Genomic DNA, 20,820 nt, shown 5'->3' with positions numbered 1-20,820 from the left:
TGATGTCCTTCGACAACGCCTACCAGGCACTCGCCGAGGAGCACGACGACGCCCGGTGGGCCTACGGTTCCGGCTTCCACGACGAGATGTCCACAGTGGACAGAGAGTTTCCGTCCACAGTGGACCGTCAGGACCTGTTCGCGTACGCGCTGATGCTCGGCGACGACGCGCTGGTGCTGTCCCAGCGCACCGCCGAGTGGTGCTCGAACGCGCCCGAGCTGGAGGAGGACGTGGCGCTGGCCAACATCGCGCTCGACCTGCTCGGCCAGGCCCGGCTGCTGCTGACCCGCGCGGGCGAGGCCGAGGGCGCGGGCCGTGATGAGGACCGGCTGGCCTACTTCCGGGACGAGACCGAGTTCCGCAACGTCCGGCTGGTCGAGCAGCCCAACGGCGACTTCGCCCAGACCATCGCCCGGCTGCTGCTGTTCTCCTCCGCCCGGCTGGCGCTGTTCACCAGGCTGTCCGCCTCGGCCGACCCGGTGCTCGCCGCGGTCGCGGCCAAGGGCGTCAAGGAGCTGGCCTACCACCGCGACCACGCGGCGCAGTGGACCGTCCGGCTCGGCGACGGCACCGAGGAGTCGCACCGGCGGATGCAGGACGGGCTGGACCGGATGTGGCCCTACCTCGAAGAGCTGTGCACCGCGCACCCGGTGGAGCTGCGGCTGGCCGAGGCCGGGGTCGCGGTGGACCCCGGCGAACTGCGCGCGGAGGTGGACGCGGTGCTGGACCAGGTGCTGTCGGCGGCCACGCTGACCCGCCCCGAGGTCCTCCCGCTGGCCACCGTGGGCGGCCGGGCCGGGCGGGACGGCGTGCACTCCAAGCCGATGGGCTACCTGCTGGCCGAGATGCAGCACATCGCCCGCTCCCAGCCGGACGCGGTGTGGTGACCGCCATGGCACTGTCCACAGTGGAGCGAGCGCGCGCGGCGGCCGAGGCGGTGCTCGACCCCGAGCTGCCCGTGCTCACCCTGGCCGACCTCGGCGTGCTGCGCGAGGTCGCGGTCAGCGGCGACGCCGTGCTGGTCACCATCACGCCCACCTACTCCGGCTGCCCGGCCCTGGATGAGATGCGCGCCGACCTGCGCAAGGGCCTGCGCGAAGCCGGGTTCGAGCACGTCGAGGTGCGCACCGTGCTCAGCCCGGCCTGGACCACCGACTGGATCAGCGAGGACGGCCGCCGCAAGCTCACCGAGCACGGCATCGCGCCGCCCCAGCGGATCGGGCCCCGGCTGGCCGGACCGGTGCCGCTGCGGCTGGACCCGCCCAGCGCGGTGGTGCCCTGCCCGCGCTGCGGATCACGGGACACCGTCGAGCTGTCCCGGTTCTCCTCCACCGCGTGCAAGGCCCTGCGCAGCTGCTCGGCCTGCGCCGAACCCTTCGAGCACGTCAAGGAGATCTGATGGCCGCTCCGGCGATGTCGCGCCCCCGCGCGGCCTTCCACACCCTGGAGGTGGCCAGGGTCGACCAGTTGTGCGCGGACGCGGTCGCGGTCACCTTCGCGGTGCCCGAGGAGCTGAGCGCGGAGTTCGCCTTCCGCCCTGGCCAGTACCTGACCCTGCGCAGGCTCACCCCCGACGGTGTGGAGGAGCGGCGGTCCTACTCGATCTGCGCCCCGCGCGGGCGGGCCCCGCAGATCGGCGTGCGCAGGGTGGACGGCGGCCTGTTCTCCTCCTGGCTGGTGGACGAGGTCCGCGCGGGCGAGAAGATCGACGTGCTGCCGCCCTCCGGCGGGTTCAGCCCGACCGAGCTGGGCGGCCACCACGTGCTGCTGGCCGCGGGCTCTGGCATCACCCCGGTGCTGTCCATCGCGGCCACCCTGCTCGCCGACTGCCCGGACAGCCGGGTCACCCTGTTCTACGGCAACCGGCGCAGCGACACGGTGATGTTCGCCGAGGAGCTGGCCGACCTCAAGGACGCCTACCGCGGCCGCCTGCAACTGGTGCACGTGCTCAGCCGGGAACGCGGCGACGTGGAGCTGTTCGCCGGGCGGCTGGACGCCGGGCGGATCGGCAAGCTGCTGGACCTGCTGGTCCCGGTGCGGGATGTCGCGCACTGGTGGCTGTGCGGGCCCTACGGCATGGTCACCGCGGCCCAGGACGTGCTGCTGGCCAGGGCGGTGCCCATCGAGCGGGTGCACCAGGAGCTGTTCTACGTCGACGAGCCGCCGCCCGAGCTCCTCCGCGAAGAAGAGTCCATTGTGGACGGTGACGCGGCCGAGGTGGTGGTGCTGCTGGACGGCCGGGAGACCGTGCTCGCGCTGCCCAGGGACACCCCGATCCTGGACGCCGCGCAGAAGGTCCGCGCCGACCTGCCCTTCGCCTGCAAGGGCGGGGTCTGCGGCACCTGCCGGGCCAAGGTCACCGAGGGCGAGGTGCGGATGCGGCGCAACTTCGCGCTGGAGCCGCACGAGGTCGAGGCCGGGTTCGTGCTGACCTGCCAGGCCCTGCCGGTGACCGACACCGTGACGGTGGACTTCGACGCCTGAGCTTGCGGCGGGCCGTAAATTGGGGTGGGTGACCACCCTGCCTGGCATCCCGGGCCTGCCCGAGCGAGGGCCGCGCGCGCCGCTGGCCCGCGTGCGGGCCCCCCGGCTGTCCACCTCGACGGCGCTGGGCTCGCTGGCCGGGGCGGTGGCGACCTTTCTCGGCGGCAAGCTGCTGGTGCCGGTGGACCCCGATGTGCCGCTGCTCCCGGTGCTGGTGCTGATCAGCCTGGTCGGCGGCGGGCTCGGCGCGCTGGGCGGCGCCACGCTCGGACTGCTGCGCGGCGTCGGCCCGGCCGCCGAGGCGCTCCCGGAACCCGCGCCGGAGCCGGTCGCGCCGCCGCGGCCCTCGATGGCCAGGCCCGCCGAGTTCCGCGCGCCACCGCCGGATGTCTGGACCGCGATGTACGAGGAGTGCGCGGGTTCGCTGCGCCGGGTCGGGCACGCGGCCGAGGCGGTGCCCGCGTCCCCGGCCAGGGACTGGCTGGTCCGGATCCTGCGGACCATGCGCACGGAGCTGGACGCGGCGCGGGCGCTGGCCGAGACCGGGCGGCGGCTGCACGCCGGGCCCGAGCACCCGGCGCGGGTGCGGCTGGCCGCGGCGGTGGCCGAGTTCGCCGCGGCCGAACGGCACCTCGGCGAGATCATCGTGCGGCTGGCCGGCGCGCCGGGGCTGCATCGAGCGGGTGACGAACTGCGCATGCTGGAACAGCAGCTGTCCCTGTTGCGTCAGATCAACCATGACTGACCGGGATCCGCGCGGCCGCCAGCACAACCCGGTGCTGACCGGGTTCCTGATCGGCTACGGCGTGGTCTTCCTGCCCTTCCTGCTGCTGCTGATCATCAGCGGGTCCTTCGTCGGCGGCACCGCGGTGATCTCGGTGTTCGCCCTGCTGTTCGGCCCGGCCATCGTGGGCGGGCTGCCCGGACTGGTCATCGGCGGCGTGGTGATGGCGGTCAGCACGGTGGGGGAGCGCCGCCGCCCGGCGCTGCCGCCGCCGATGCCCGCACACCGGCCGCTGCCGCCGCTGCCGCCGGTCAACGACGCCTGGTCCCGGCTGCTGGCCGACTGCGAGGGGCCGGTGTGGCGCTGCGACCAGGCCCTGGCCCAGGTGCCGCCCTCGCCCGCGCGGGACTGGCTCGGCCAGATCGTGGCCACCATGCGGGCCGAGCTGCCCACCGCGCGCTCGCTGGCCGAGACCGGCCGCCGCCTGCACCCGCCCCGGCAGCCCCGGCTCACCGAGCACCCGCTGTACCGGCGGCTGGTGGCCGCGGCCGCGGAGTTCTCCGCCACCGAGCGCCGGATCGGCGAGCTGATCACCCAGCTGATGGCCCAGCCCGACCTCAAGCGGGTGGACAGTCAGCTCCAGCTGCTCGAACAGCAGCTGCCGCACCTGCGCCAGGCGGACTGAGGCATCGCCTGATCAGTTCGTTTCCCGGCGGCGGGGCTGGTCCCGCTGTTACCGTTCCGCCGAACGGGGGGAAGGACCAGACCGAGTGCGCCAGAGGACCCCATGTCAGCCATGTCCCGTCTCCTCCCCGGAGTCGTCGGCCTTGTCGCGGTGATCGCGGCGGGCTGCACCACCGCCGTTCCCGGCACCCCGCAGGCCGGGCCCACGCCCAGCGGCGCCGCCCGGCCCACCAGCACCGCCCGGCCGGGCGCGCCCGTGGAGTCGGACAAGTCCTCCGAGACCGCGGTCGCGCTGATGAAGAAGATCCAGGAAGCCGACATCTGCGCGCTGCACGACCAGGAGTTCCTGAAGAAGTTCGGGCCCAAGGTGATCGTCACCCCCGGGCCGGGCTTCCACGGCTGCACCGGGATCGGCGGCACGCCCAACGCCGAGCACTTCTGGCTCTTCGAGCTCAAGGTGGGCGCGCCGTACGAGCCGAAGGACAAGGCCAAGGACAAGGCCGAGGACGTCGGCGGCCGCAAGGTCTACTTCCCGACCTTCAGCAGCGGCGACAAGGACGACACCTGCCACGCCAAGATCCAGCTCGGCCAGACCGACTTCTCCGCCACCCTGCGCGCCCGGATGGTGCCCAACACCGGCAAGCCCGCGCCCTGGCCCGAGCGCTGCCAGCAGGCAGGCGCCTACCTGGCCCAGCTCGCGCCGAAGCTGGAGTCGCCGCCCGTGCGCACCGCGGCCGCGGACAGCCGCCTGCTCGGCAAGGACCCGTGCGCCAAGAAGGACCAGCTCACCGCGCTGTACCCGAACTACCAGCTCCAGCGGGTGGACTACGTCAGCCCGTACGACTGCCGGATCTACCTGACCAGCCCGACCGAGCCGCTCAAGCTGCTGGTCAGCGTCAGCTGGGACCTCGACGACGAGCCCGAGGCCAACTCCAGCGGCGGCCTGCGCGCCGAGAAGATCACCATGGCCGACCTGCCGGGGGTCCGGGTGATGAGCGTGGACCAGGGCAAGGGTGGCCGTTGCATGAACTCGATCACGGTGAAGCCGGGGCAGAAGGACGTGAAGTTCAGCGCCCACCTGGTCAAGGTGGAGGCCGACGTCTCGATCGACTTCAGCAAGCCGCCGAACGGCAAGCAGGTGCCGCCCGCCGACTGCGGCACGGTGAACCAGGCCACCGAGCAGGTGCTCGCCGGGCTCTAGGCCCCGCGATGGGTCAGTAGCCGGGCGTACCGGCGGGAGCGCAGGTCCAGGCGCTGCCGCCGGTTCAGCACCACGTGCAGGAACAGGGTCACCGCGCCGAGCAGTCCGCCGATGACCATCGGCGTGCCGTCCTCGGCCGCCGCGCCCAGCGCCAGCAACAGCAGGCTCAGGCCGAGCCCGATGACCACCGGCAGGTACCGGGTGCCGGGACTCCACACCCACGCCTGGTCCGCCTCGGTCTCCGCGCGCAGGTCCGCCGCGGCCTGGTTGAGCAGCGGATCGTCCAGGCCCAGCGCGGTGATCCGGTCGGCCAGCGACCGGCAGGTCTCCGCCTGCCGCCGCGAGATGATCATCGGCGCGCCGCCCCTGGTGTGCGCCCTGACCTCCAGGCTGTGCGCGTACAGCGCGAGGCCGAGGTGGAAGCGGGTCACCGGATCGCCCTGGTGCTGGGCGAACCGGGTCTCCATGATCGATAAGGCCGGCTGGGTGGCGCCGGTGGCCAGCAGCGCGACCACCTCGCCCAGCGCGGCGACCTCGTTGGCCGGGTCCTGGGCGAGCGCGGTGCGGTAGCCGGTCAGCGCGCCCTCGTGGTCCTGCGCCAGCGCCAGTTCGTCGGCGGCCAGCACCTGTTCGTCGGCCGGGGAGGAGCCGGGGGTCCGCAGTCCCCACTTGGCCCGCACGATGGTGCGCAGCCGGTCCGTCTGGACTTCGGTGGTCATGGATGAAGTCTGGCGATAACGGTCGAATCTTCTGTGACCTATGACGCAGTGGGGCTGCTCCGCCGGGGCTAGCTTCCTCGAGTGCCTCCGAACGGAACCCCCAGGCAACTGAGTTCCTTGGCGCTGGGCGCGGTGCTCGCGCTCGGCTGGCTCACCGTCAGCGGTGGGGCGATCGCGCTGGTCACGCTGACCGGCGACAGTTACCAGGAATATCCCGTCGAACCGAGCTTCGAGCCCACCGACACCTACTTCCCGACCTACTTCCCCACCGCCCGCCCGACCACCCGCACGACCCGGCCCACCACCCGCCGCACCACGGCGACGACCACCGGCGAGACCACCACGACCGGCCCGTTCGGCGGATTCGGAGGACAACGGTGACCGACATCGTGTTGCCCTGGGCCAGGACCGGGGCCCGCCACGCGGCCAGGGCGCCGTGGCGGCAGGAGGACGAGACCACCCGCTACCTGTGCGCGGCCGCTCATCTGGACCAGGAGTTCGCCGACCAGGCGATCAGGGAGACGCTGGTCGAGCCGCTGCGCGCGGCCCCGCCGATGCCGGGGGTGAACGTGGGCGCGGTGCTGCGCGAGGCGGTGGCCGCCCGCACCCGCCGCCGGATCCGGGACGCGATCCTGCTGGTGTGCCTGCTCGGCGTGCTCTACACCGGCGGCTACCTGTTCATGCTGTGGCTGCTCTACGCCATCGCCTGGAGCTACCTCTCCCCCCGGCACGCCGCGGGCCAGCGCTCCACCCTGCTGCGCGAGTGGAGCGGGGTGGTCAAGCTCCAGGTGGTGCGCCGGATCCGGCGCTGGGCGCTGATCCTGTTCCTGGTGCTGGCGGTGCTGGTCGCGGCCAACCAGTTCGCGCCACGGGAGGTCACCGGCTCCCGCCGCGCCCCGGACCCGACCGACATCGGTCTGCTGCCCTGGGTGTTCGTGCTGATCGCGTTGCTGGTGGTGCTGGTGGACGAGTTCCTGCTGGCCGCGCTGCTGAGCCGGAGCTTCCGACCCGGCCCCGGTTTCCAGGCCGCGCCCACCGAGGGCGCCTGGCGCGGCGAACGCCTGGTCCGCAACCTCGGCTTCCCCCGGCTGCGCCGCGCGCTGGGCCGGTTCGAGGAGATCGAGCAGGACACCGACGTGCTGGTCTACCGGGACTACCACCCCTTCGTCGGCAGCGGGGTGCCGTTCCAGCCCTGGTCCATCGCACTGCCGCTGGATCCGGCCGGGCCGAGCAAGCCCGCGGAGTTCACCCTCACCGAGCTGTACGACCACATCAGCACCGAGCTGGCCAAGCTGGGCGGTTCCGCCTCGCTGACCCCGGAACGCCGGCTGGGCGGCCTGACCCCGCGGCACCAGGTCGTGGTGGCCGCGGAGACCCTGCTGGACCACCTGCACGACGAGCGGGCCGGCTGGGTGCTGCCGGACGTGGACCGGCCGCCGGTGCGCACCCTGCCCGCGGAGATCGTCGCCGAGCTGCGCGAGCGGCCGCTGGAGTGGATGCGCTACTACCGCTGCTTCCAGGTGGAGACCTGGGACCGCAACCTGGTGGTCTCCACCTACCTGCACCTGGCCGCGGACGACAAGATGCTCTACCTGGAGTGGACCCCGTGTGTGCTGCGCCCGGTGGCCGAGCACTACCGGGTCGCCGACCGCCGCCCGGCCACTCCCTGGGCGCCGATCCGGCACGCCTTCGGCAGCCTGCTCAGCCTGCCGGTCACCGCACCCCGCCGGATCCAGGCCCTGTTCCGCACCCTGCGGCCGATCCCGCAGCCGCACGGCATGCTGGTGCCGGACAAGTACGGCGCGGCCGCCAGCCTGCGCGAGCTGACCGCCGACGAGGACGTGGCCAACTACTTCCAGCGCAAGGACCTGGAGCGCTACCTCCAGCTGCTGGAGGCCAGGGCGTTCCGGGCCATCGGCGAGTTCCTCACCGCCCGCGGCATCTCCGTGGTCGAGTTCCAGGCCCGGGCCAACCAGGTGATCAACAATCACATCGACAACACCGGCGGCAGGCTGAACTTCGTCGGCGGCAACATGGACAGCTCGGTGCAGGCGGGCAGCGTCAGCGGCGGGATCAGCCAGGACGGGAAGTAGTCCCGGCCTGCCACCAGGACAGCACGTCGGCGGCCGCGGCCGGGGTGGCCACCAGCATCCCGTCCGCGGGCAGCGACCGCCGGCGGCCCTCCCGGTCCAGGATCACCGCGCCGGACTCCAGGGCCAGCGCGATCGACCCGGCCACGTCCCACTCCCGGTAGCTGTCCAGCACCGCGGCCACCGCGTGCCCCAGCGCCACCTGGGCCACCGCCAGCGCCGCCGAGCCCAGCACCCGCACCCCGGTGTGCGCCAGGGCCGCGGCGGTGATGAACTCGCCCATGCCCGGCCAGGGCCCGGCCCTGGTCAGCTCCGCGCAGACGATGCCGCCGGAGACGCCGGCGTGCGGGTCCAGCCGGACCGGGGCGCCGTTGGCCCGGATGCCCCGGCCGCGGGCGGCGGCGTAGATCTGGCCGCGGTAGGGGTCGGCGACCACGCCGACCACCGGGCCCGCGCTGTCCATCAGGGCCAGGCTGTAGGCGCACCAGGGGATGCCGGCCACGTAGTTGGCGGTGCCGTCCACCGGGTCGACCAGCCAGCGGTACTCCGCGCCCGGCGGGTGCGCCTCGGCGCCGAACTCCTCGGCGATCACCGGGATGCCGGGGAACTCCCTGGCCAGCACCCGGCGGGTGTGCCGCTCCAGGGTGTGGTCGGTGTCGGTCACCCAGTCGAAGGGATTGTCCCCGGCCTCCGGGTGCGCGCCGCGGCCCGCGGTGGCGGTGATCACGTCGGCGGCGTCGTTGGCCAGCCGGCCCGCCACCTCCAGCGCCCTGGACAAAAGCCCTGGTTCGACGGGGTGCGGAGGCGCTGGGGGCACGACGGTCATGCCGACCTAGCCTGACCGCGTACGGTGTCAGTGACGCGAAGCGAAGGTGACGTGTCGGGGATCACCAGGTCAAGACTGCGGTTCGGCCCACGGCGCGCCGGAGTGGCGGGCACCCGCGATGGGGGTGAACATCCGTCTGCCGGGGTAGTCGGGAAGGAGCTGAGCAGGCGAGGTGCGGCGGTCGTGAAGCAGGACAACGAGGAGTTCGACAACAGTTACGCGGCGCGTCACGCCCGTGTCGACCCACGGGCCGCGAGTGACGGCACCGTGAGTGCCGTGCGAGTCGCGATCGTGACCGAGAGCTTCCTTCCGCAGGTGAACGGCGTGACGAACTCCGTCATGCGAGTGCTCGAACACCTGCGCAGGTCGGGGCATGAGGCGCTGGTCATCGCGCCCGGCAACGGCGTCAACGAGTACTGCGGCTACCCGGTGGTCCGGGTGCCGGAGCTCCAGCTGCCCGTGCTGAAGGCCCAGCCCATCGGCTGGCCCAGCCGCAAGATCCTCAAGGCCCTGCAGGACTTCCGGCCGGACGTGGTGCACCTGGCCTCGCCGTTCGTGGTCGGCGCCCGCGGCCTGGTGGCCGCGCGCAAGCTGGGCATCCCGACGGTGGCGGTCTACCAGACCGACGTGGCCGGTTTCGCCACCTCCTACGGCCTCGGGCTGACCGCCCGCGCCGCCTGGAAGTGGACGAAGTGGCTGCACACCATGGCCGACCGCACCCTGGCCCCCTCCACCTGGGCCGTGCAGGCCTTGGAGGAGCACGGCATCCCGAGGGTGCACCGCTGGGCGCGGGGTGTGGACACGGTCCGCTTCAACCCCGGCAAGCGGGACGAGGCCCTGCGCGCCAGGCTGGCGCCCAACGGCGAGCTGCTGGTCGGCTACGTCGGCCGGGTCGCGCTGGAGAAGTGCGTGGACCGGCTGGCCCCACTGCACGACATGCCGGGGGTGCAGGTCGTGGTGGTCGGCGACGGTCCCGAGCTGGGCCACATGCGCAAGCTGCTGCCGGACGCGCACTTCCTCGGCTTCCGCGGCGGTGACGAGCTGGCCACCGCCTACGCCAGCCTGGACGTGTTCGTGCACACCGGGCCGTACGAGACCTTCTGCCAGGCGGTGCAGGAGGCGCTGTCCTCCGGCGTGCCCGCGCTGGCCCCGGACGCGGGCGGCCCGCGTGACCTGGTCACCCCCGGCCGCACCGGCTTCCTGCTGCCGCCCTTCGACGCGGACGCGCACGCCGAGGCGCTCTGTGCCGCGGTCAACACGCTGCGTGACCCGGTGCTGCGGGCCAAGTACGGCGCGGAGGCCCGGAAATCGGTGCTCCGCCGCACCTGGCCGGCCGTGTGTGACGAACTCCTCGGTCACTACGCCGAGGTCACATCCCTGCCCGAAGCGGACAGCCACGCCGCGTAGGGCACTCTGGAAGGGCTCTAGCCCGACTACCAAGGACCGGTGCCCCGATGCGGATCGTGCAGCTGGCGAACTTCTACGGCCCGCGTTCGGGCGGCCTGCGCACCGCGCTGAACCACCTGGGCGCCGGGTACGTGGCCGCGGGGCACGAGGTGGTGCTGATCGTGCCCGGCCCGCGCCGGGACGACGAGCTGCTGCCCTCCGGCGTGCGGCGGATCACCCTGCCCGCGCCGAAAGTGCCGTTCATGGGCGGCTACCGGGTGGTCGACCCGGTGCGGGTGCAGTCGCTGCTGAGCAGGCTGCGGCCGGACCGGCTGGAGGTCTCCGACCGGATCACCCTGCGCGGCATGGGCCGCTGGGCCAGCAAGCGCGGGGTGCCCAACGTGGTGATCTCGCACGAGCGCTTCGACCGGCTGCTGGAGCAGTTCTTCCTGCCGGCGCCCGCCGCCCGCCGGGTCGCCGACTGGGCGAACACCCGGATGGCCGCCGGGTACGAGACCGTGGTGTGCACCACCGAGTTCGCCCGCGAGGAGTTCGACCGGATCGGCGCGGACAACGTGCTGCGGGTGCCGCTCGGGGTCGACCTGGACACCTTCACCCCGGCCAGGCACGACCCCGCCCTGCGCGCGGAGCTGGCCGCCGGCGCGGAGAACCTGCTTGTCCACTGTGGACGGTTGTCGGTGGAGAAGCACGTGGAGCGCAGCGTGGACACCCTGGCCGAGCTGCACGAGTCCGGCCACGACGTGCGCCTGGTGATCGCCGGTGATGGCCCGCGCCGGGAGGCGCTGGAACGCAGGGCCGCCGGGCTGCCGGTGACCTTCCTCGGCTTCGTCAACTCCCGCAACGACGTGGCGAACCTGCTGGCCACCTCGGACGTCTCGCTGGCCCCCGGCCCGCACGAGACCTTCGGCCTGGCCGCGCTGGAGGCGCTGGCCTCCGGCACCCCGGTGGTGGTCTCCCAGTCCTCCGCGCTGCGCGAGATCGTCCGCCCGAACTGCGGCGCCGCCGTGCCCGACTACGCCCGCGCCTTCGCCGGCGCGGTCACCGCGCTGCTGGACAAGCCGGAGGTCGGCCGCCGCGCCGCCGCCCGCGCCCGCGCCGAGCAGTTCCCGTGGCCGCGCGCGGTGGACGGGATGCTGGACGCGCTGCAAGTCAGCCGATAAGCGAGGGCCTGCCTGCGGAGCACCGCCCGCGATAGCCGCGCCGAGGCGGTCCCTGGTGACACAGCCGGACCACCCGAATACGCCCGGTATGAGGGCGGTCCGGCTGCGCCACCAGGAACCGCCTCGATCATGACTCTCACAGGCGGTGCTCCGCAGGCAGGCCCTAGGCTGCCCCCATGGTCAGGGCTGGTTTGGACAAGAACCCGCGCGAAGTAGCCGAGATGTTCGACGGCGTCGCGCGGCGCTACGACTTCACCAACACGGTGCTCGCGATGGGCATGGACCGGCGCTGGCGGGCCAAGACCACCCGCGCGCTGGACCTGCGGCCGGGCGACCGGGTGCTGGACCTCGCGGCGGGCACCGCGACCTCCACCGCGGACCTGGCCAGCACCGGGGCCTGGTGCGTGGCCGCGGACTTCTCCTTCGGCATGCTGCAGCGCGGCAAGCGGCGCGGGCTGCCCATGGTGGCCGCCGACGGCCTGCGGCTGCCCTTCGCCGACGAGGTCTTCGACGCGGTCACCGTGTCCTTCGGGCTGCGCAACATGCAGGAGACCAGCCTCGCGCTGAGCGAGCTGGCCAGGGTCACCCGCTCCGGCGGGCGCCTGGTGATCTGCGAGTTCTCCCGGCCGACCTGGGGCCCGATGCGGCTGGGCTACCACACCTACCTGCGCGCCTTCCCGGTCATCGCGCGCCGGTTCTCCTCCAACACCGACGCCTACGCCTACCTGGCCGAGTCGATCAAGGCCTGGCCGGACCAGCGCGAGCTGGCCGAGCTGATCGCGGGCGCTGGCTGGGAGGACGTGGCCTGGCGCAACCTCACCGGTGGCGTGGTCGCGCTGCACCGCGCGGTCAAGCCCTGACCACCGACTACACTCCGACTTGGGACTTCGTGAAGAAGTTCACAAGCTCGCCCCGATCGACTGAGGAGCCTCGATGACCACCCCGACCAGCCGACGTCAGCCGCACGAGGACGCCGAGGTCATCGTGGTCGGCGCCGGTCCGGCCGGCTCCACCGCGGCCACCTACCTGGCCCGCGCCGGCCTGGACGTGCTGCTGCTGGAGAAGAGCGAGTTCCCGCGGGAGAAGGTCTGCGGCGACGGCCTCACCCCGCGCGGGGTGAAGCAGCTGATCGACCTGGGCATCGACACCAGGGAAGAGGCGGGCTGGCTGCACAACCGCGGCCTGCGCGTGGTCGGCGGCGGCGTCACCCTGGAGCTGGACTGGCCGGATCTGGCCACCTTCCCGCCCTACGGCGTGGTCCGCCCGCGCCAGGACTTCGACGAGATGCTGGCCCAGAACGCGCAGCTGGCCGGGGCCCGGCTGCTGCAGAACACGCACGTCACCGGCGCGGTCACCGACGACCGGACCGGCCGGGTGATCGGCGTGACGGCCAACGCGGGCAAGGAGAAGACCCCGGTCACCTACCGCGCCCCGCTGGTGCTGGCCTGCGACGGCGTCTCCGCCCGGCTGGCCCTCTCGGTCGGCCTGGAGAAGCGCGACGACCGCCCGATGGGCATCGCGGTGCGCCGCTACTACGAGTCCCCGCGCAGCAAGGACGACTACCTCGAGTCGCACCTGGAGCTGTGGGACAGGTCCAACGCCGGTGAGCCCAAGCTGCTGCCCGGCTACGGCTGGATCTTCGGCATGGGCGATGGCACGGTGAACGTGGGGCTGGGCATCCTGTCCACCTCCAAGGCCTACGGCAAGGTCGACTACCGGCAGCTGCTGCGCTCCTGGCTGGACGGCACGCCGGAGGAGTGGGGCCTGCGCGAGCCCAACGCGATCGGCAAGGTCGGCGGCGCCGCGCTGCCGATGGGCTTCAACCGCACCCCGCACTACCGCAACGGCCTGCTGCTGGTCGGCGACGCGGGCGGCATGGTCAACCCGTTCAACGGCGAGGGCATCGGCTACGCCATGGAAAGCGCCCGGCTGGCCGCCGAATGCGTGGTGCACGCCCTGGCCCGCCCGGAGGGCCTCAGCCGCGAGCGCGCCCTGCACCGCTACCCGGTGGCCGTCTCCGAGGCCCTCGGCGGCTACTACCGGCTCGGCAACATCTTCAGCAAGCTGATCGGCAACCCGACGATCATGCGCACCGCCACCAAGTACGGCATGCCGATCAAGCCGCTGATGCGCTTCGTGCTCAAGCTGCTGGCTGGCCTGTACGACCCCAAGGACGGCGACGCGATGGACCGCGTGATCACCGCCGCCACCAAGCTGGCCCCGACCGCCTGACCCGGTTCCGCGGCCGTCCGGCCTGGCCTAACGAGTGCTGGACGGCGGCGGGATCACCAGCGGCGTGCTGGTCGGGTAGTTGGCTGGGTAGTAGACCTCGGTGAGTACCGGCCGCCCGTGGATACTGACGCACCAACCGCTGGCCCGGCGAGCCAGCGGCACCGCCTCCTGGTAGACGCCGCCGGTCATCTTCCCGGTCAGGTGCGCCATGTCGACGTAGGGGACGGTGTCGGCGAACCGCACCCGATCGACGACGATCCCGCGGCCGCCGAATGCGCGCATCCGGACGTCGATCGCCGTCTCCAGTTCAGGACCGTTCCCTTCGGTGACCGCCTTCACCTGCTCGCGATCGTTGCGGTTGAGGGCGTCGAGGTAAGCCTGGGTAGCCGCCTCGCGGTTGTGCTTGCCGCAGGGCCGCGCGGTCTCCGGATAGCTGACCTTCTCCAGTGCGCAACCGGCCAGCAGGACTGCGGCTGCCTGCGCGGCGAACAGCCACGCAGGCAGCCGGTGCCGTCTGGCCGGTGGCACGTCACGTTCGGTGCGCATACCACTTGTTAGCAGGATCCTCGTTCTCCTTGAGGATCTCGATGAGCGGTCGATCCACGGTGTCGTTGCTGTGATAGGTCATCCACAGGTGAGTGGCGTACGGATTTCCGCTGACACCGGCGCGGCCCGTGACCAACATGGTGTGGTCGATGTTGTCAGCGGGTTCATTCGGATCCTCATGTGGATGATCCCAATCGACTTGGAGCACATCCGCGAGATCCATCAACCACACGTTCTCCAGTCCGGCGGTGCGGCGTGAGTGGATCTGGGCAAAATAGGCCCAGTTGTGCGCTGCCGACCAGGTGTAGCTGGTGGTCCAGGGGAATGGCCCGTAGAACCATTTGGTGGGGTCATCGCGCTCGAAAACGGTGGATCCGACGTACTGCCAGCCGCCCGCTTCCATGATCTGCGAGATGAAGTTGGTGCAGTCAGTGTCGGAGTACGCGCGATAGTTGGGATTGTAGGTCTTGGCATGGCGATGGGCGTAGGCGACCATCGCGCCATAGTCGTAGGCGGGCCGGCGCGCGGCGTCAGCGGAGAACTTGCCGGGAACAGTTCGCAGGGGAGAGTCGGCCGTCGTTCGGTCGGTACTTGACCGAACGACCCCCTTCAACCGGGCAGTGCCCGGCTCGGCGCCAGCGGACCTGCCACCGGGGCCCCGGCCGAACTGCGTGGGTGGCGGCAGACTGCTCACCAGATGGGGCACCGTGTCAACCATGGTCCACCCGGCGGCGTCCCGGCGGAACTCGAACGTGTGGCGCAGCCGGAACTGCTCGTGGGTGGGCGAGTCCGGAAAAACCTTGGCGAACCACAGCTTGGTGTGTTCGGTGGCTTCCAGAACAATCCGGTCGGCGGAGCCCGGCCGCCAATGTTGATCAGTCAGAGTGACCTCGGCCGCCCGCTTCCCGCCGGTGAGGTTCTGGTATTCGACACGTCGCTGGTCGAGCCGGGCCGACTCCAGGCTGAGCCGCTGATCGAGTTCCCACCCGAGTCGTACGGAGGTCATGCGCTGGTTTGATCTTGCCGAGCCGAGGATCAGGCGATCAGCTCGTTCTTGGAGGTAGCGCAGACTCGCGTCGGCGACCCACTGCTTGTCGCGATCGCTCGCCTGGTTGCCGGAAGCCAGCGCGGTTGGTGGTGCCAATATCGCGCCAGAGATCAGCGCTACTGCAATTATGGATAAGCGAAACCACATCGATTGCCCCCCTGGCTATCGAATCATGTTCGCAAAGGCCCCCCTTTGCGGAGGCGAGGTTATTGGCAGACAAGAATGGAAGCAAGGTGCTCGGTGAATCCGGAGCGCGGTATGAGAGAGGTTCACGCTTACGGCCCGGTGCGCGCCGCCTGGCGAGCACCGGGCGGACGGCCTAGCGTGTTGGGCCATTCGGCGGTCCAGCTTCGAAGGGGTGGCCCAAGGGTGTCCCGGCGCGCGCGAGTCGTTGAGCGGGTCATACACTTCGGAGTTGGAGTTCGTGAACAAGTTCACAAGCTCTGGCGCACCTCACCGGCAAGTTAGGTGAACCTTACTGCATGGCTGGATCGCCCGAATGCCTAGGGTGCCCATCGGACGGCGGCTGTCACGGCCGTTGACGAGCGCGGATGAGGAAAGGACGGCGGCGGGACAGTGCTCCACTCTTACCTCCCCCTCGTGCTGATGTTCTTGCTGGCCTTGGTGTTCGCCCTGGGCTCGGTCGCGGTCGCGCCCTACATCGGGCCCCGGCGGTACAACAAGGCCAAGCTCGACGCGTACGAGTGCGGAATCGAGCCCTCGCCCCAGCCGGTGGTCGGCGGTGGGCGGATGCCGGTCGCCTACTACCTGACGGCGATGCTGTTCATCCTGTTCGACATCGAAATGGTGTTCCTCTACCCCTTCGCGGTGACCGCGGGCCAGCTCGGCCTGTTCGGACTGGTAGAGATCGCCCTCTTCATCGGCACGGTCGGCTTCGCCTACGTCTACGTGTGGCGGCGCGGCGGCCTGGACTGGAGCTGAGTCATGGGTCTTGAGGAGAAGCTGCCCAACGGGATTCTGTTGGCCAGCGTGGAGAAACTGGTCAACTGGTCGCGCAAGTCCTCGCTGTGGCCCGCCACCTTCGGGCTGGCCTGCTGCGCGATCGAGATGATGACCACCGGCGCGCCGCGCTACGACCTCGGCCGCTTCGGCATGGAGGCCTTCCGCGCCTCCCCGCGCCAGGCCGACCTGATGATCGTGGCCGGCCGGGTGACCAACAAGATGGCCCCGGTGCTGCGCCAGATCTACGACCAGATGCCCGAGCCGCGCTGGGTGCTCGCGATGGGCGTGTGCGCCTCCTCCGGCGGCATGTTCAACAACTACGCGGTGGTCCAGGGCGTCGACCACGTCGTGCCGGTGGACATGTACCTGCCCGGCTGTCCGCCGCGGCCGGAGATGCTGCTGGACGCGATCCTGAAGATCCACGCCAAGATCATGGACGAGCCGCTCGGGCCCAAGCGGGCCGCGCTGCGGGCCGCCAGCGGCGCGCGCACCGAGATGATCCCGTCCTCCGTCCGGTACGCCAAGAAGAAGTGATCGGCTGTGACTGACGCGAACCTCCCCGAGCCCAAGGGCGAAGCCCACAGCTCGGCGGACATGACCGAGGCCCAGCACGAGGAGCACCTCGCCGCTGGCGGTGTCGTGGCCGGCAAGAACCGCAAGGGCATGTTCAACGTCTCCGGCTCCGGCGACACCTCCGGTTTCGGCGGCCTGCGCCTGCCCGCCTACGCGCCCGCGCCCAGCGAGCGCCCCTACGGCGGCTGGTTCGACGAGTTCGTCGACGAGCTGTCCATGGCCATGGCGGAGAAGGGCATCCCGGCCGAGGCGGTCCAGCAGATCACCGTGGACCGCGGCGAGATCACCTTCTACGTCCGCCGCGAGCACCTGCTCGAACTGTGCCGGCTGCTCCGCGACGACCAGGCCCTGCGCTTCGAGCTGTGCAGCTCGGTCTCCGGCGTGGACTACGGCGTGGACGTGCCGCAGCGCCTGCACTCGGTCTACCACCTGACCTCGATGACCTACCGCCGCCGGATCCGGCTCGAGGTCGCCATGGACATCGAGGACCCGCACGTGCCCAGCGTGGTCGAGGTCTACCCGACCGCGGACTGGCAGGAGCGGGAGGCCTGGGACATGTTCGGCATCGTCTACGACGGCCACCCCGCGCTGACCCGGATCCTCATGCCGGACGACTGGGACGGCCACCCCCAGCGCAAGGACTACCCGCTCGGCGGGATCCCGGTCGAGTACAAGGGCGCGGAAATTCCTCCGCCGGACCAGAGGCGGTCTTACTCATGAGCCACGAACGTCTCGCCGACGTCACCGACGGCACCGACACCAGCGCCGTGGGCAGCGACAGCACGGTCGCCGACGGCGCCACCGGCCCGCGCGACCCGTATGCCGCGGACTCCCGGCAGACCACCGAGGGCCCGGTCTACACCGTCAGCGGCGGTGACTGGGACGCGGTGCTGGAGGACGCCACCCACGACGAGCGCATCGTCATCAACCTGGGTCCGCAGCACCCCTCCACGCACGGCGTGCTCCGCCTGGTGCTGGAGCTGGAGGGCGAGACCGTCACCCAGGCCCGCTCGGTGATCGGCTACCTGCACACCGGCATCGAGAAGAACGTCGAGTACCGCAACTGGACCCAGGGCGTCACCTTCGTGACCCGGATGGACTACCTGGCGCCGCTGCACAACGAGGCCGCCTACTGCCTCGCGGTGGAGAAGCTGCTCGGCGTCACCGCGCCGCGCCGCGCCCAGGTGATCCGGGTGCTGCTGATGGAGCTCAACCGGATCAGCTCGCACCTGGTGGCGCTGGCCACCGGCGGCATGGAGCTGGGCGCGCTGACCGCGATGACCGCGGGCTTCCGCGAGCGCGAAGAGGTCCTGCACCTGCTGGAGCACCTGACCGGCCTGCGGATGAACCACGCGTTCATCCGGCCGGGCGGGCTCGCCCAGGACCTGCCGGAGGACTACCACGAGAAGATCACCGACTTCCTCAAGGTGATGCACTCCCGGCTGCCGCAGTACGACAAGCTGCTCACCGGCCAGCCGATCTGGCGCCGCCGCCTGGAGGGCGTGGGCTACCTGCCGCTGGACGGCTGCATGCAGCTGGGCATCACCGGCCCGATCCTGCGCTCGGCCGGCCTGCCCTGGGACCTGCGCAAGGTCGAGCCGTACTGCGGGTACGAGGAGTACGACTTCGAGGTCCCCACCTCCACCGAGGCGGACTGCTTCGCCCGCTACCTGCTGCGGGTGGAGGAGATCCACCAGTCGCTCAAGATCGTCAAGCAGTGCCTGGCGAAGCTGGAGCCCGGCCCGGTGATGGTCGAGGACGGCAAGATCGCCTGGCCCGCGCAGCTGACCATCGGCTCCGACGGCATGGGCAACTCGCTGGAGCACGTCCGCAAGATCATGGGCCAGTCCATGGAGTCCCTCATCCACCACTTCAAGCTGGTGACCGAGGGCTTCGACGTGCCTGCCGGGCAGGTGTACGTGCCGGTGGAGTCCCCGCGCGGCGAGCTGGGCTACCACCTGGTCTCCGACGGCGGCACCCGCCCGCTGCGCGTGCACGTGCGCGAACCCAGCTTCGTGAACCTGCAGTCGATGCCCGCGATGAGCGAGGGCAGCCTGGTCGCCGACGTGATCGCCGCGGTGGCCTCGATCGACCCGGTGATGGGTGGTGTGGACCGATGACAAGGACCCCAGAGCGAATGTCCGAAGTGGACAGCGTGGACACCTCGCAGTTCGCGGACATCGTTGACAAGGCGCGGCAGATCATCGCGCGCTACCCGGTGAGCCGCTCCGCGCTGCTGCCCATGCTGCACCTGGTGCAATCGGTTGAGGGCCACGTCAGCCAGGCCGGCATCGCCTTCTGCGCCGAGCAGCTCGACCTGGCCACCGCCGAGGTCAGCGCGGTCGCCACCTTCTACACCATGTACAAGCGCAAGCCCTGCGGCGAACACCTGGTCAGCGTCTGCACCAACACGCTGTGCGCGGCCCTGGGCGGGGACGCGATCTACGGCAAGCTGCGCGAGCACCTCGGCGTCGGCCACGAGGAGACCGCCGGTGAGCCCGGCACTCCCGGGTCGGTCACCATCGAGCACGCCGAGTGCCTGGCCGCCTGCGACCTCGGCCCGGTGCTCCAGGTCAACTACGAGTTCTACGACAACCAGACGCCCGAGTCGGCGCTGGAGCTGGTCAAGGCGTTGCAGCGGGGGGAGAAGCCGAACCCCACCCGCGGCGCCCCGCTGACCGACTTCAAGCAGGCCGAGCTCCAGCTCGCCGGTTTCTTCGAGGGCCGCGAGCAGGACGTGGCCGGACCCTCGGCCGCGGTGGAGACCCTGCGCGGAGCCAAGATGGCCAACGAGCGCGGCTGGACCGCCCCGGTCATGCCGGAGGACGTCCCGCTCCCGGCCGTCCCCGAGAAGAAGTGAGGCTGGCATGCCCGAGCCGTTGACGCCGGTGCTCACCAAGCGCTGGCTCTCCCCGAACTCCTGGACGCTGCGCACCTACGAGCAGCTGGAGGGCTACAGCGCGCTGCGCAAGGCCTTCGGCGCGCACCCGGACCAGCTCATCCAGCTGTGCAAGGACTCCGGTCTCCGCGGTCGCGGCGGCGCGGGCTTCCCGACCGGCCTGAAGTGGGGCTTCATCCCGCAGGGCGACGGCAAGCCGCACTACCTGGTGATCAACGCCGACGAGGGCGAACCGGGCACCTGCAAGGACATCCCGCTGATGATGGCCGATCCGCACTCGCTGATCGAGGGCTGCATCATCACCTCCTACGCGATCAGGGCCAACTTCTGCGCGATCTACGTGCGCGGCGAGGTCCTGCACTGCATCCGCAGGCTCAACGCCGCGGTCCAGGAGGCCTACGCCGCCGGGTACCTGGGCAAGAACATCCTGGGCAGCGGCTTCGACCTCGACATCGTGGTGCACGCCGGCGCCGGCGCGTACATCTGCGGTGAGGAGACCGCGCTGCTGGACTCGCTGGAGGGCAAGCGCGGCCAGCCCCGGCTCAAGCCGCCCTTCCCGGCCACCGCGGGTCTGTACGCCTCTCCCACTGTGGTGAACAACGTCGAGACCATCGCCTCGGTTCCCTACATCGTCAACGGCGGTTCCGGCTGGTTCCGCGAGATGGGCCGGGAGAAGTCGCCCGGCCCGACGATCTACTCGCTGTCCGGGCACGTGACCAACCCCGGCCAGTACGAGGCGCCGATGGGCACCACGCTGCGCGAGCTGCTGGAGCTGGCCGGTGGCATGAAGGACGGCATCCCGCTGAAGTTCTGGACGCCGGGCGGTTCCTCCACCCCGCTGTTCACCGCCGACCACCTGGACGTGCCGCTGGACTTCGAGGGCGCGGCCGAGGCCGGTTCGATGCTGGGCACCAAGGCGCTGCAGATCTTCAACGAGACCGTGTCCGTGCCGTGGGCCGTGATGAAGTGGACCGAGTTCTACAAGCACGAGTCCTGCGGCAAGTGCACCCCCTGCCGGGAGGGCACCTACTGGCTGGTGCAGATCCTGCAGCGGATGGTGCGCGGCGAGGGCACCCCCGCCGACATCGAGACCTTGCTGGACGTCTGCGACAACATCCTCGGCCGCTCGTTCTGCGCCCTCGGTGACGGCGCGACCAGCCCGATCACCAGTGCCATCAAGTACTTCAAGCACGAGTTCCTCGAGCTGTGCGCGAAGAACGCCGGGAACGCGCAGGCCGAACTGGCCGGAGCAGGAGCGCACTGA

Annotated in this window: 22 protein-coding genes; 18 read left to right on the top strand and 4 right to left on the bottom strand. The window is 71.1% G+C overall.

Translation table 11 applies throughout. The features are described 5' to 3' along the window. Positions 1-2 precede the first annotated feature (2 nt). The 6 genes from paaC (at position 3) to N8J89_RS38935 (ending at position 5,093) form a co-directional block, all read left to right on the top strand. Positions 3-887, top strand: coding sequence for a 1,2-phenylacetyl-CoA epoxidase subunit PaaC (gene paaC, locus N8J89_RS38960; RefSeq protein ID WP_283661875.1), 885 nt, complete (start codon positions 3-5; stop codon positions 885-887). A gap of 5 nt (positions 888-892) precedes the next feature. Then, positions 893-1,399: a 1,2-phenylacetyl-CoA epoxidase subunit PaaD gene (gene paaD, locus N8J89_RS38955; RefSeq protein ID WP_283661874.1), complete on the top strand. Its 507-nt coding sequence runs from the start codon at positions 893-895 to the stop codon at positions 1,397-1,399. Further along, the gene (gene paaE / locus N8J89_RS38950) at positions 1,399-2,484 is read left to right on the top strand and encodes a 1,2-phenylacetyl-CoA epoxidase subunit PaaE (RefSeq protein ID WP_283661873.1); all 1,086 of its coding nucleotides are present in this window, start codon (positions 1,399-1,401) and stop codon (positions 2,482-2,484) included. Before paaD ends, paaE begins: the two co-directional genes overlap by 1 nt. A gap of 28 nt (positions 2,485-2,512) precedes the next feature. After that, positions 2,513-3,229: a hypothetical protein gene (locus tag N8J89_RS38945; RefSeq protein ID WP_283661872.1), complete on the top strand. Its 717-nt coding sequence runs from the start codon at positions 2,513-2,515 to the stop codon at positions 3,227-3,229. Further along, entirely contained in the window at positions 3,222-3,893 is a 672-nt protein-coding gene (locus N8J89_RS38940; RefSeq protein WP_283661871.1) for a hypothetical protein, read from the top strand. Before N8J89_RS38945 ends, N8J89_RS38940 begins: the two co-directional genes overlap by 8 nt. Positions 3,894-4,004: 111 nt before the next feature. Further along, entirely contained in the window at positions 4,005-5,093 is a 1,089-nt protein-coding gene (locus N8J89_RS38935) for a DUF3558 domain-containing protein (protein WP_283661870.1), read from the top strand. Here N8J89_RS38935 and N8J89_RS38930 read toward each other — a convergent pair. After that, positions 5,090-5,812, bottom strand: coding sequence for a tetratricopeptide repeat protein (locus N8J89_RS38930; RefSeq protein WP_283661869.1), 723 nt, complete (start codon positions 5,810-5,812; stop codon positions 5,090-5,092). The two genes, N8J89_RS38935 and N8J89_RS38930, sit on opposite strands and share 4 nt — an antisense overlap. Positions 5,813-5,893: 81 nt before the next feature. On the opposite strand from N8J89_RS38930, the gene N8J89_RS38925 reads away from it, so the two are divergent. Both N8J89_RS38925 and N8J89_RS38920 read left to right on the top strand, forming a co-directional pair. Continuing rightward, positions 5,894-6,193, top strand: a complete 300-nt coding sequence (locus N8J89_RS38925) for a hypothetical protein (RefSeq protein WP_283661868.1) — start codon at positions 5,894-5,896, stop codon at positions 6,191-6,193. Further along, on the top strand, positions 6,190-7,905 hold the full coding sequence (locus tag N8J89_RS38920; RefSeq protein WP_283661867.1) for an AbeC-like domain-containing protein: 1,716 nt from the start codon (positions 6,190-6,192) through the stop codon (positions 7,903-7,905). The genes N8J89_RS38925 and N8J89_RS38920 overlap by 4 nt, the downstream gene beginning before the upstream one ends. Here N8J89_RS38920 and N8J89_RS38915 read toward each other — a convergent pair. Then, on the bottom strand, positions 7,886-8,728 hold the full coding sequence (locus N8J89_RS38915; protein ID WP_283661866.1) for an inositol monophosphatase family protein: 843 nt from the start codon (positions 8,726-8,728) through the stop codon (positions 7,886-7,888). The genes N8J89_RS38920 and N8J89_RS38915 overlap by 20 nt on opposite strands. 324 nt (positions 8,729-9,052) lie before the next feature. Between N8J89_RS38915 and N8J89_RS38910 the strand changes: the two genes are divergently transcribed. The 4 genes from N8J89_RS38910 (at position 9,053) to N8J89_RS38895 (ending at position 13,527) form a co-directional block, all read left to right on the top strand. Beyond that, the gene (locus N8J89_RS38910) at positions 9,053-10,135 is read left to right on the top strand and encodes a glycosyltransferase family 4 protein (protein WP_283661865.1); all 1,083 of its coding nucleotides are present in this window, start codon (positions 9,053-9,055) and stop codon (positions 10,133-10,135) included. A 47-nt stretch (positions 10,136-10,182) separates the two neighbouring features. Further along, the gene (locus N8J89_RS38905) at positions 10,183-11,295 is read left to right on the top strand and encodes a glycosyltransferase (RefSeq protein WP_283661864.1); all 1,113 of its coding nucleotides are present in this window, start codon (positions 10,183-10,185) and stop codon (positions 11,293-11,295) included. Between the two features lie 176 nt (positions 11,296-11,471). Next, a complete protein-coding gene (locus tag N8J89_RS38900; RefSeq protein WP_283661863.1) occupies positions 11,472-12,155 on the top strand; it encodes a demethylmenaquinone methyltransferase in 684 nt (227 codons plus the stop codon). A 73-nt stretch (positions 12,156-12,228) separates the two neighbouring features. Then, positions 12,229-13,527 carry a geranylgeranyl reductase family protein gene (locus N8J89_RS38895; RefSeq protein ID WP_283661862.1) on the top strand — a complete coding sequence of 433 codons (1,299 nt, stop codon included), beginning with the start codon at positions 12,229-12,231 and terminating at the stop codon, positions 13,525-13,527. Between the two features lie 27 nt (positions 13,528-13,554). Here the strand turns inward: N8J89_RS38895 and N8J89_RS38890 are convergent, their stop codons facing one another. Then, positions 13,555-14,073, bottom strand: a complete 519-nt coding sequence (locus tag N8J89_RS38890) for a hypothetical protein (RefSeq protein WP_283661861.1) — start codon at positions 14,071-14,073, stop codon at positions 13,555-13,557. Further along, positions 14,057-15,268, bottom strand: a complete 1,212-nt coding sequence (locus N8J89_RS38885) for an amidase domain-containing protein (protein WP_283661860.1) — start codon at positions 15,266-15,268, stop codon at positions 14,057-14,059. Before N8J89_RS38885 ends, N8J89_RS38890 begins: the two co-directional genes overlap by 17 nt. Before the next feature lie 429 nt (positions 15,269-15,697). Between N8J89_RS38885 and N8J89_RS38880 the strand changes: the two genes are divergently transcribed. From N8J89_RS38880 to nuoF, 6 genes are read left to right on the top strand one after another with little or no spacing between them, the layout of a single operon-like run. Next, positions 15,698-16,063, top strand: a complete 366-nt coding sequence (locus N8J89_RS38880; RefSeq protein ID WP_283661859.1) for an NADH-quinone oxidoreductase subunit A — start codon at positions 15,698-15,700, stop codon at positions 16,061-16,063. A gap of 3 nt (positions 16,064-16,066) precedes the next feature. Further along, positions 16,067-16,618, top strand: a complete 552-nt coding sequence (locus N8J89_RS38875) for a NuoB/complex I 20 kDa subunit family protein (protein ID WP_283661858.1) — start codon at positions 16,067-16,069, stop codon at positions 16,616-16,618. A 60-nt stretch (positions 16,619-16,678) separates the two neighbouring features. Next, on the top strand, positions 16,679-17,377 hold the full coding sequence (locus N8J89_RS38870; protein ID WP_252480665.1) for an NADH-quinone oxidoreductase subunit C: 699 nt from the start codon (positions 16,679-16,681) through the stop codon (positions 17,375-17,377). Then, positions 17,374-18,777 carry an NADH-quinone oxidoreductase subunit D gene (locus tag N8J89_RS38865; RefSeq protein ID WP_283661857.1) on the top strand — a complete coding sequence of 468 codons (1,404 nt, stop codon included), beginning with the start codon at positions 17,374-17,376 and terminating at the stop codon, positions 18,775-18,777. Before N8J89_RS38870 ends, N8J89_RS38865 begins: the two co-directional genes overlap by 4 nt. 17 nt (positions 18,778-18,794) lie before the next feature. Next, positions 18,795-19,517, top strand: coding sequence for an NADH-quinone oxidoreductase subunit NuoE (nuoE, locus tag N8J89_RS38860; RefSeq protein WP_283661856.1), 723 nt, complete (start codon positions 18,795-18,797; stop codon positions 19,515-19,517). Positions 19,518-19,524: 7 nt separating this feature from the next. Further along, positions 19,525-20,820, top strand: coding sequence for an NADH-quinone oxidoreductase subunit NuoF (nuoF, locus tag N8J89_RS38855; RefSeq protein WP_283661855.1), 1,296 nt, complete (start codon positions 19,525-19,527; stop codon positions 20,818-20,820).

The sequence above is a fragment of the Crossiella sp. CA-258035 genome, from assembly GCF_030064675.1.
Lineage (GTDB): Bacteria > Actinomycetota > Actinomycetes > Mycobacteriales > Pseudonocardiaceae > Crossiella.
This window is presented reverse-complemented; position numbering and strand designations above follow the sequence as displayed.